We start from the raw sequence: 11,717 nt of genomic DNA, 5'->3' as shown, positions 1-11,717 counted from the left end.
CTCAGACGGTCCCTGTCCGAAACTTTAGAGGGAAACTAAAAGCGATAATTTGCACTTAATACAAAACGTCTATCTGCTTCTTGAAGGAAAAAGACGTTATTGCGCGACCTACCAAACTGTTTTTGGCCTTCTTCAGTCAAGTTGATAATATCTAGACTCACGACAAGATCTTCACTGACATCGTAACTCACGTTGATATCAACTTGTTCGAATGCATCGATAAAGATAGGATTTCGATTGCCGAAACCTCGATTAACTTGACTAAGAAACTCATCTCGCCAGTTGTAAGCCAAACGTGCAGACAAACCATTTTTTTCGTAAATAAGCACAAGGTTTGCTGTGTCACTCAAACCCTCGAGGGCAAATTGATCGACACTGATCGCACCACCAACATCGTATCCAATGTCGCCATCTACAATGGTGTAATTGAACTGATAACCAAAACCAGACTCGCCAAAGAAATGTTGCCACGCAAGTTCATAACCGTCGATGACTGCACTTTGATTATTAACAGGGCGTGTCACTTGGAAATCAAATAATGGATCGCCTGCCTGAGAAAATACGTCAAACGTGCCAAATACTGAATCAGCAAAGGCTTGTGAATTATCAAATTCAGCTGCGCCACCAGGATAAGCCTGAGGATTCTGTAAAATAGCGGTCATGGTAAATAAGTTACGCTCGTTTGTATCGAAACCTCTGCTTGCGAGCTCTTGAGCAGCCTGAGCAGCGAGTGTTCCTGATGCGTTAGACGAGGGGTCAGTCAAACCAAACAGCGTTTCAGAGCCTTGTGCGGTTCCAACAAAGTTCTCAACGTCCTTGCGATAGTAGCCGATAGATACCACGCTTGAATCGTTGTAATACCACTCTAGCGATAAATCGAGATTGGTAGACTCAAGTGGATCTAGCTTCACATTGCCAGAACTACCCGTCGCGTTTCCGCCAAGAGCTGTTGGCCTTGCGGGTGCACTGACTGACGTTGAAGAGTACAGACGCCCGTATGATGGTCTCGCGAGCGTTTTACTAAACGATGCTCTCGCTTTTATGTCATCACTAACATCAAGTGTTAAATCAAGACTAGGTAGAAGATTAGTGTAACTGTGTTCACCCACTAAACTTTGCACGTCCGCACTCGGTTCGACTCTAAAATCGTTATCAGACTCCCAAATTATTCTTTGCGGCACTAGCTGGTTAGAAGTAGACGTTACGTCAGTCTTTTCGTAGCGCAACCCTGCGACCACATTAAGGTTCATGCCACTTACTTCATAGTCGGCCTTTGCTTGTAAATAGGCAGAAATAATATCTTCTTCAATGGTGTTATCATCAAAACCATTTATCGGTAATGAACCTAGTGCTAAACCATAATCAGCGCCGACAACATTGAGTAATTCAACCGGGTCGCCTCTAAAAGAAACGCTTCCTAATGGAATGGTAGTAGAACCTGCGGGGCGGGCAATTTGATCAGCACCAGGGACACCATTAATATCAAAATCTTGGAATTCACATGCGGTACACGTTTGTTCGAAAAGACCTTCGGGGATATCGCCTGGGAAACTTACTCCCCAGCCACCAAGAGCTTCACTGCTTGATTCACGAGTTTGCTTCATCGTGGTGCTTAACATACCTAAACCGAAATCCAAACTCACTTCATCTAAATCATATGAGCCTTCAAAGCGAATTTGATCAACTGACGTTTCTTGGTTCGACTTTTCGGTCTGCGTGACTTGTGAACCAATATCAGGCTTATCAAATATACCGTTATTGTTGCCTTTCAATTCATCGTCAATAACGATACTCGCTTGTGGAATTGCACCTGTGAAATCGGCAACTTGCCAACCTGCATTTGAGCCAGCAAAGTTAAAGCGAATCGAGTTTTGACCAAAGGGTCCATTGCCGCCACTTTTTGCTTCAGAACTCGCCGCGTCAAACCTTAAATTCAAAGAGTCGTTGACAAAATACTCTACGTTGAAGCCAACTGACTTAAGTTCATCTTTAGTTGCAAGTGCTAAGTTTTGGAAGAAGAAATCTTTGCCACCTTCAATATCCTCAGCAAATCTAACGGGTGTTGCAACAATTGGGTTGCCATCAAACTCAACGCTGTTGAACTGACGCGCAAACCAGACACCGTCAATCAGTGACGAAGACGTTTGTTCATTACTAGCGTAGCTCGCATCTGCCGTGATCGTTAGGCTATCATTTGGTGCAAATTGCAAGGTCAACATCGCATTGGTGCGCTCGCGATTATCTTGGTTTGTTCCCAACCCAATGTTAGTAGGAATCGCGACAATTTGCCCGATTGTAGGCTCATTGATAACTTGAACATCAGGTGCACTAATGGCCGCTAATGAATCGGCTGTCCATTCCTGAAGTTGAAATTGCTCAACACTCATGTGCCGACTTCCAGAATCACGTTCTTGAAAGGAGCCAAATAACGACACACCAAAGTTACCGTCATCATTCACCCAAGAAGTCAATCCGCTTAGCTCTGGTGTGACACCACTTCCACTTTCATCTTTTACTGCTTTTACACCCACCGAGCCTTTCATCTCTCCAACATCTAAGGGCCTCAGGGTATTAATATTAATAGTTGCGCCAATCCCGCCAGATGGAATCGCAGCAACACCGGTCTTATAAACTTCAATTCCACTCACGCCTTCAGAGGCAATATTCGAGAAGTCAAAGGAGCGGCTAGAACCAGAGGTGCCTTTATCTTGCGGATTTCCAGTTATAGTAGATACATTGGCCGCAGGCATTTGACGGCCATTGAGTGTAATCAAATTAAAATTGCCACCAAAACCACGCACAGTGACTTCAGAGCCTTCACCGTTAACGCGATTGATAGAGACGCCGGTAATACGCTGTAATGACTCGGCTAAGTTAGTATCTGGAAATTTGCCCATATCAACAGCAGATATCGCATCAACAACACCACTGGACTGGCGTTTGACGTTCATCGATTGAGATAAGCTTCCTCTTACACCCGTAACTTGGATAACTTCGGTTGCATCTGGCTCTGCATTGGGTGCTTCTTGAGCCTGCGCAACTGCAACACTGCCCAACATGAGGCTGATACTCTGTGCGAGTAAAGTGTATTTAAATTGTTTTTTTGTTTTAGTTGTCATCATTTGCCTGCTTGAATGTGATTAATTTTCAATACACTATGAAATTAAAATATTCATCGGGCGTTTGTTAAAAACAATCACGCTCTAATTACATTTTATTTACATAGTCAATACCAATGACGAACGAGTTTTATTTTTCCGCTATATTTGTTTTGATAAATGTTTGAAACACGCGCAAAGGGCATATTTAGTTAGTAGGAATACTTGATAAAAATATTTAGAATTTAAAACGGAGTCCCAGCGCATATCTTGCGCCAGGTTGCTGAGCCAGCAGGAATTGATTGCTAAAACGGCCATGCTTTAACACATTTTCCTGAGTGAGGTTTACTCCTTCAAAAAAGACAGAGAGATTTTCGTTCAATTGATAAGAAGCACTAACATCAAGTTGCTTATATGCGCGAACGAATGTCGGTTCTGCCCCCTGCACTTGCACTAATGATTGTAAAAAACCATCTCTATTGTTCAGTGATAGTCTAAATTGTAAAGCTTCCTTTTCGTAATACAGAACAAGGTTTCTCGAGTCGCTTAGACCTGTAATCGCAAATTTTTGTGTCGTATCAAAAGTATCAAGCGTAGCGTTACTATCCACAAAGGTAGAATTTGCAATAATTCCCCAACCGTTTGAAAAATCGTGTTGTAAAACAAACTCTAAACCGCTCACACGAGCTGTTGGACCGTTTAACGGCTGGATAATGTCGAACAAGGCGATATCATCAAAAGGGTCTGGCAAAGATGCATCAATACCGGTGCTTGGATCGCGTACATCATTAATACTGCTTTGATTGACCGTTTCGACAATGAAGTTACTGACTCGTTTGCTAAAATAACTCAAAGAGATATAACTAAGTGGTTTGTAGTACCACTCGAGCGAAAAATCAGTATTCACAGACTCAAAAGGCTTTAGCGCTGGGGATCCTGAGCGTGCACGTAAATCTCCACCTTGGCGAGTAGTCGTCACAATCAGGCTGGGCGATAATTGAGTCATAGTTGGTCGCGTCAACGATTTAGAAACAGCAATCCGAGCAATAAAACTGTCAAAAAATTCACTCTTGATCGTTAAGCTTGGTAACCAGTTACTGTATCCCGAAGACTCAGATAGCGGTCTCCCTGCACTAGAACGCTGCCCTAATTCGGTTTGGTCAAGTACAGTCAGGCCAAGTAAATCTGCTTCAAACCCGTTTACACTTAGACGAGTATTTTCGTAGCGCAACCCATATGTTACGTCGAGATCAAAGGTCTTAAACTGATAATCATGAAAAAACGAAAGATACGCAGCATTGACTGTTTCACTTACAAAATATGAGTTATCTCTCAAAACCGCATCAAAATTGACGTCACTATTAGACTCTAAAAAATCAAATAATTGCTCTCCATTGTGTCTTAACCATTTGTTAGGAATAGACTGATAGCCACTGATTCCTTTCAAAAACTGACTGCCAGCATCAAAAACGGTTTGAAAACTATCAGGGAGATCGGGTTCAGGAAAGTAACCACAAAATGAACAATGCACAGCGTTGTTTTCATTGTCCCAGCGTTCGTTTCGTTTTGATTGCTTGCTTTGTAAAAGACCGGCTTTTATTTCAAGGTTTAAGTCAAAAGCGTCAAAGACGCTCACGTCTACTTTCGCCTGATCAAAACGATCTTGTATATTCCAACCTCGGCGCAACATCACATGGGAGCGGGCGTTAGCTGGGTCGAGGTAGTTTGAAACACCCGAAACATTTCCCAATGCATCAACGATGTCATCACGGGCCGTTTGGAAGCCAGAAATCTCAGGTAAAATTTGATCACGTACATTGTTATATGATGAACGATTCAAATACCCAATTAAGGTCAGGGCATTACGCGCGCCCTTAGTATCTTGCGTGCTGGCTTTTGACCGAGACACATCAAAATCAACGCTAATATTAGGACGGGCTTGAAATTTAGCATTGAACCCCAGCGCACTAACACTTGAGGGCCGATCAAATGTGCGTGAATGAAAATCAGTTGCATGACCCACTTGCTGAGAAAACGAGATAGCCGTTCCATTTTCATCAGTAATCACGTTTTCGACGTTACTAGGGGTAAACCAATGTCCCATTGAGGTAGAGTCGGTTTTAACTGTAAAGTCTGACTGCAAGTAATCCAGACTCATTTCTAAGCGATCACTATGCTTATATTGGATAACTGCCGTTCCGCCTGTTCGCGTTCGTTTTTCAAATCGAACCCGTTGATCGTAGTTTCGAGGAATAAACGTATTTTGAGTGATGCTACCTGCTTGTGAGCGGCCTTCTAAAGGGCTGATATCCGTATTTAACAACCAAGCGTCTGTCTGTGCTTCATTGATTCGGGATTGTCTAACTTGATGAGAAAGCGACAATAACCAACCCAGCTTGCGGTTGCTATTACTTAAAAACAAAGATGCATGCGGTGTAGAGCGCTCGCTATTTGTGTCGTAGCTTGCTTTTAAGCTTCCTGCAACAACGAACCGATCAGATGCAAATGGCTTTGCAGTTTCAATGTTTATTGTCGACCCAATACCACCAGAGGGCTGTGATGCAGTAAATGTTTTATTGACCGTTATCGCCCTAACTAACTCAGGCGATATTGTATCAAAACTAAATTCGCGACCTAAATTATCTGAGGCCATTGGCCTACCATTACTTTGTACCAAATTAAACTGAGGCCCAAACCCTCTTACAGTCACAAACTGACCTTCACCCTCGGCTCGATCGATAGAAACACCAGATATCCGCTGAAGGGATTCGGCAAGATTAGTATCTGGAAACTTTCCAATTTCTTCAGCCTGAATGGAGTCGAAAGCTTCATTAGCGTTTCGCTTAAGCTCAATCCCCCAATGCAGACTGTTGCGTAAACCCGTAACCTCAATAGTTTCAATATCTGGCAACTCATCTGGGTATGTCACGATGTCTTTGCCCTGAAGCGTCAGTAATTCAAAAAACTTAGAAAAGACAGAGCTATTTGCATCTTCAATTTTTTGAATTGAGATTCGCTTAATTTTTACTACACCCTCTGACTCGAAAGTGGCCGCTAACCCTGTACCCGCGAGAAGTCGATCAATGCCTTCTCGGATAGTGAAACTTCCAAATAAGCGATTTGCCTGAACTCCCTCAACTTTCTTAAAAGGAAAAATAATTGTTAAATCGACTTGCTTTGCGAACTCGATGAGAGCGACATCAGCGTCGCCACTAGGAATATCAAACGATATGGTATGCGGTTCTTTAGTTTTTAAACGCTCTGTAGGAGTTTTGGCTGGCAAGTTAGCCTGTTGAGGTAAAGTATAGCCAAGGCAGAAGTTTGAAATTATTACCAAACAACACCCAATCCCTAGCTTAAAATACCGTTTTAATTTCATAAAAAATGCATATATCCCTTACCACACACTACACTTTGACAACTAAAAACAATAACATGTTGTTAACAAGTTGTCTCAACCCACTAAGAAATCATTTATTATCTTTGATTCTGGCTAATTCAATAGCGGATTATGAAGACTCGTTCGTCTATATACAAAGAAGCCTTAAGCGCTGATTAAAGAAGAGCATTAATGGATCAAAAAACGTCAAATATAGGCACATGGCACACAGTATTTGTGGCGACTAAAGAAAGCCTAACTAGGATGGTCTCTAAACTAGTGCCACCCAAAGAAATTGAAGATATAGTGCAAGAGACGTATGTTCGGATTTGTCAGTTAGAATGTGAAGACAAGATAGAAAAGCCAAAGTCTTTTTTAATGAAGACAGCCCGAAACCTTGCGCTAGACTACAATAAAAAAGCAGAAACTCGTTTATCTGATCACGCTGAAACTGAAAACGATTATTTACTTCATAAAGATGAAAATGACGAAGTTTACGCACATATTGCAAGCAACAACGAATTCGCTGAGTTTTGTGAGGCAGTGAGACAATTGCCTCAACAATGTCGGCGAGTATTTGTACTCAAAAAAGTATATGGATATTCTCAAAAAGAAATCGCGAAAGACATGAATATTAGTCAAAGTACAGTCGAAAAACACATTTCACAGGGCCTTCGCCGTTGCACGATGCATATGATGAACTTACAAAAACGCAACAGACTAACTGCTCAAGAAGAGACGTTAAACTCCTTTCTGACTCAATTTGAAGGCGCTAATAAATGAGTAATGTTCACGAAATAAACAGCAAAGAAAAGGCAATTGAGCAAGCCAGTCTTTGGGTGGCAAAACTGGATAGAGAGCTTAGTGAGCAAGAAACTCAGCAGTTGCAAGCTTGGTTAGACTCATCCACTGTCAATAAAGCGACTTTTTTGGAAGTCGTCCAGGTGTGGGACAAACTAGAGTCTCTTTCGAAATTAGGCTTACTCTTTGAAACTCAAGCTCAAACTAGCTTCTGGCAAAGAAATAAAATACTGGCGAGTGCCGCAAGCGTGGCCTTTGCAGCACTTATATCATTGAGTGTTTACTTATTAAGCTCTCCTATTCAAGAGATTAAGTACCAGCGCGAGTATGCAACTCAAATTGGTGAGTATTCAAACTTTACTCTTCAGGACAACACGCAACTTTATTTAAATACAAATAGCTTGGTGAGGGTGACCTATACCGATAAACAAAGACTATTAGAGTTAGTTAAGGGGGAGCTGTTCGTCGATGTAGCTCATGATTCAACCAAACCGCTTAACGTTATCGCCAGAAATACTGTCATTCAGGCTGTCGGAACAGCCTTTAACGTAGAATTAAAAGAGGGAAGAGTAGAGTTAGTAGTCACCGATGGAAAAGTACTCGTTGAGCAGGATCTCGATTTTGTGAATACACCTCTTTTACAACGAGAAGTTAACTTACCAGCGTCCTCATTATCCTTAAAAGAAGGACAATTTGCTCATATAACTAGTCACTTATCAAATACGCTAGTAGATAGCACTGATCGCAAAGCGGTCGAGTCTCATCTGGCTTGGCAAAATGGTGAGTTGATATTTAGAGGTGAAAAGCTTGATGCCGCAATCAAAGAAATATCTCGGTACACCGACTTAACCTTTACGTTTAAAGAGCAACGTTTAAAGGAAATGCAAATCGCGGGCTTGTTCAAAACGAATGATATTGAAGCGTTTTTGTCAGCTTTACAGTCTAACTTTGACATCAAAGTCATTAGAGCTGATGGCCGAGTTCTATTAAGCGGAAGTTAGTGTTCTAGTTCTACTCCTCCGAATTAACAAATGATTCAGCTATTAGTCTGCTAATCGCGTCTGAACCTTCTCAGCCCTAAAAAGCGTTCCGTTCTTCACGCGAGTAATTTGAGTGTTAAACGCTAAGAAAATTGTATTTTCTGCTTCGATTTGTAGATGAAAAGGTTCAGTGCACTGACAGACTTACGTCAATCCTTTTTAGGGGATTGTGAATCATCCGTTGAAGGCTGACTTAAAATACCGTCTGTGATGCCACTATTACCTTTCAGTAAGTCATTTAAACTACCACTGTCAGCATCAACTAATCCTACTTCTTTAAGTAAGGCATCTACCACAGGTGCATTGGCGCGGTAATTCAAGGCCGCTTCAGTGACTTGTTCAGCGATACTGCCTTTTGAGCCACTGCTCATGGCATGCTCACCACCGGCGCCACCAAGACCATTGTAGCCCTGCAGAATTTTGATTCCTTCAATGTTTTCTAATGGCTTAACAGCATTGGCAACAATCTCAGGGAGAACTTTTAATATTGCTAGCGATTTTTGCAGTGCTATTTGCTCGTCTTTAAGCATGTTTTCAGCTTCGTGTAGCGCTAAGCGACCCGCCGCTTCTACTGATAGTACTTTTTCATCCGCGTCGGCTTGTAGCATTTTTGCATCTGCATTTGCTTTTGCTTCTGTCAAAATGGCTTGTGCGGTATTTTCTGCCGCGTCGCGCTTGGCTTCGGCTTCTACTTTAATACCCACGGCTTCGCGCTCTGCTTGTTTCTTCGCATCGATAACTTCGATTTCTTTTTGACGATTGGCTTCAGCAATTTGTTTTGCAGTAGTTACCGCTTCGATTTTTTCAACTTTGGTTTTTTCAGCTTCCGCTGCCTTTGCTCTTGCTGCAGACTCTTCTTCAGACTTCACTGCGACTGCAATTTGTTTGACTTGTTCTGCTACTTCAACTTCTTGTTGTTGACGAATGCGCGCTTGCTCAAGTGCTTGTCGTTTGGCGATTTCTTGGGTTTCGATCTCGCGCGCTTTTTCTATTTCTGCGGCTTCAACGGCTCTTTCTTTAGCGATCTCTGCTTCACGCTCTTCTCGTTCTTTCGTTTCGCGCTGCTTGGCGATTTCTGCTTTCTGCTCTTGGCGTTTGAAGGCAAGTGTTTGCTCTTGGGTTAATTTTGCTTCTTCTTCATCTCGTTTGATTTCTAACGACAGTTTTTCTGCATCAAGGTTTCTTTGCTCGATTTTAATTCTATTTTCTTGTTCGATATCGTTTGTTTCTTTGCGCTTTTCTTCAATGATTTTAGCCAAACGAGCACGACCCTCGGCGTCAAACGCATTGTTTTCATTAAAGAATTGAAGTTCTGTTTGGTCAAAACCGGTTAACGAAACTGATTCTAGCTCTAAACCGTTTTTCTCTAGGTCATTGGCCACGCTTTGTTGTACCTTTTGAACAAAGTCGGCGCGTTGTTCATGCATCTCTGTCATCGTCATTTCAGCGGCAACCGCGCGAAGCACATCAACAAACTTTGATTCCATGAGTTTCTTAACTTCTTCAACACGTGTGGTGCGCGTTCCCAATGTTTGAGCCGCCATCGAAATACCACTGGCATTAGGTGCAACACGCAGATAAAAATCCGCTTTTACATCAACTCTCATGCGGTCTTTAGTGATCAGTGCGTCTTTTTGGGTTTTTTCAACTTCAATACGCAGAGTGTTCATATTTACCGGAATCGTTTCATGAACCACTGGCAACACAATGGCACCGCCGTCTTTAATGACCTTTTCTCCACCTAAGCCTGTTCTGACAAAGGCGGTCTCTTTAGTTGCACGTTTGTACAATTTTGCGAGTATGAGACCAATCACAATCAGTGAAATGAAACCAATACCCACCATCATCAAGATGAAAGTTGTACCACTATTGGCGCTTAATTCATTCATTATTACTTCCTTTTAAATTTAGCTTTATTGAGTTCTATGTTTTTACTACTGTCTTTAAATGACAGCTTGATAGGGGATTGCCTTCCAGCTATTTATTGCTTTTTCGACCAATACTACGGTTTGTCCATTCGTGAATTCTTGGTCGGACTCTAGCGGCTCGACCATCACATAATGCTTTTGTTGATGCTCATCCACAAAACTTGCTTCACCAGCAGAGCCTTGCTTTACGATTGTGCTAAGTATGACCGCTTTTTGTCCTACAAATGCATCTTCTGATAAAGCACTAGATTCAAGTTGAGGTACCATATTGGAAAATCTAGCACCAATTTTTGCCGTCAAATATAGGCTGCATGCAAATGTAGTGATAGGGCCTATGTAAGCTGGCAGGGTCGTCGACATTAGGCTCATTGCCGTGTAATTAAATGTATAGCCCAAAATACTAAAACTGGCGAGCAGTAGCACTAACCAAATCAATAAAGGTAACCTGTCTAAGCATAGCCATCCGATAAGTGATGAAACGCCACCCGTGTTTAATCCGTTAGCATCAATGTCTACGCTATCTACAGAAAAAGGGGAAAGATCGTCTAATAGACCCGCAAAACTAAGGCCCAGAAGCAAAGCCAAACCTTCGAACAGGCCCAAGATAAGTAATAATCCGAGTGCGATTAAATATGGGAAATTTGATTCAAAGAATAAAAAATCAATCATATTGTTTTCAAGTCAAAACAATTAATTATTTGATTTGACAAGCTAAACTCCTTTTAGCGTTTATTTTTGATGTTCGTTACGCAGTATAAAATACACAACAACGATAAGATACTGTACCTGAATTAGCGACTTCTTAGAATAGTTTACACGGCACTTGTTAAATTTTTTACTGCACAGTAAGACTCATTCTAATGAAAACCAGATCAGTATTGAGAAGTTTATTTTGGTCATGAAATTTAAAACCAATTCTTTTATAACACTCAATAGCACTATGATTAGTCGATTGAACATCCAAAACTAAGCTTTCTTTCTTTTGCTGAATCGCTTGTTCGGCAGCAAACTCGCATAAGTGACTCGCCAGACCTTGTCGCCTAAAATCATTCGCTACGCTCAAGTGCCCGATACAGAGTTCTGACGCTAGAGGAGGCTTTAGCGTTTGCTGCAGGGAATTGTTGAAGCGGCTCAACGCCTTTAGTTGCTCGGTGTTTAGATATTTACCTAATGTCAAAAGTGTAGAATCTATGTAATCTTGTGAAGGGCTACTGGTCCATAAGGTCATGCAGGCTGCTATCGTATCGGATTCGTATTTATTAGTTGGTGAATCTGTCATCACAAGGTAATGAGTGCCATGGCCAAATTGCCCGTTTGTTTTTGCACATGCTTTATTTAAAAAGTGAATGGCCTTGGTAGCGCCACCAAATAGTAGATCAAATAAGTCACTTCCTGATGCATAAATTAGTGAAGCTAATTGCTCATAATGCGACTGTTGTGGGGAACTAAGACCCAGTTCAATTTCCACGAA

7 protein-coding genes are annotated in these 11,717 nt (G+C 41.8%); 2 read left to right on the top strand and 5 right to left on the bottom strand.

All coding sequences use genetic code 11. The features are described from left to right. Nucleotides 1-35: 35 nt before the first annotated feature. Both KUL10_RS08240 and KUL10_RS08235 read right to left on the bottom strand, forming a co-directional pair. Nucleotides 36-3,122 (bottom strand): TonB-dependent receptor, encoded by a 3,087-nt coding sequence (locus tag KUL10_RS08240; RefSeq protein WP_233499756.1) that lies wholly within the window; start codon nucleotides 3,120-3,122, stop codon nucleotides 36-38. Between the two features lie 214 nt (nucleotides 3,123-3,336). Beyond that, complete coding sequence (locus KUL10_RS08235; protein WP_110428452.1) at nucleotides 3,337-6,477, bottom strand: TonB-dependent receptor; 3,141 nt, start codon at nucleotides 6,475-6,477, stop codon at nucleotides 3,337-3,339. 192 nt (nucleotides 6,478-6,669) lie between these two features. On the opposite strand from KUL10_RS08235, the gene KUL10_RS08230 reads away from it, so the two are divergent. Both KUL10_RS08230 and KUL10_RS08225 read left to right on the top strand, forming a co-directional pair. Further along, a complete protein-coding gene (locus KUL10_RS08230; RefSeq protein WP_110428451.1) occupies nucleotides 6,670-7,260 on the top strand; it encodes an RNA polymerase sigma factor in 591 nt (196 codons plus the stop codon). Next, nucleotides 7,257-8,279, top strand: coding sequence for a FecR family protein (locus tag KUL10_RS08225; protein ID WP_110428450.1), 1,023 nt, complete (start codon nucleotides 7,257-7,259; stop codon nucleotides 8,277-8,279). The genes KUL10_RS08230 and KUL10_RS08225 overlap by 4 nt, the downstream gene beginning before the upstream one ends. A gap of 188 nt (nucleotides 8,280-8,467) precedes the next feature. Here KUL10_RS08225 and KUL10_RS08220 read toward each other — a convergent pair whose 3' ends face one another. The 3 genes from KUL10_RS08220 to KUL10_RS08210 all read right to left on the bottom strand — a co-directional run bounded on the left by KUL10_RS08220 (nucleotide 8,468) and on the right by KUL10_RS08210 (nucleotide 11,714). Then, a complete protein-coding gene (locus KUL10_RS08220) occupies nucleotides 8,468-10,165 on the bottom strand; it encodes a flotillin family protein (RefSeq protein WP_373415183.1) in 1,698 nt (565 codons plus the stop codon). Between the two features lie 96 nt (nucleotides 10,166-10,261). Next, nucleotides 10,262-10,915, bottom strand: coding sequence for an OB-fold-containig protein (locus KUL10_RS08215; RefSeq protein ID WP_110428448.1), 654 nt, complete (start codon nucleotides 10,913-10,915; stop codon nucleotides 10,262-10,264). Nucleotides 10,916-11,081: 166 nt separating this feature from the next. After that, entirely contained in the window at nucleotides 11,082-11,714 is a 633-nt protein-coding gene (locus KUL10_RS08210; RefSeq protein ID WP_110428447.1) for an N-acetyltransferase, read from the bottom strand. Nucleotides 11,715-11,717: the final 3 nt, after the last annotated feature.

This window comes from Glaciecola sp. KUL10, assembly GCF_003203515.1.
Lineage (GTDB): Bacteria > Pseudomonadota > Gammaproteobacteria > Enterobacterales > Alteromonadaceae > Glaciecola.
Note: the sequence above shows the minus strand (reverse complement) of the source record. Positions and strands in the feature narration are given on the sequence as shown.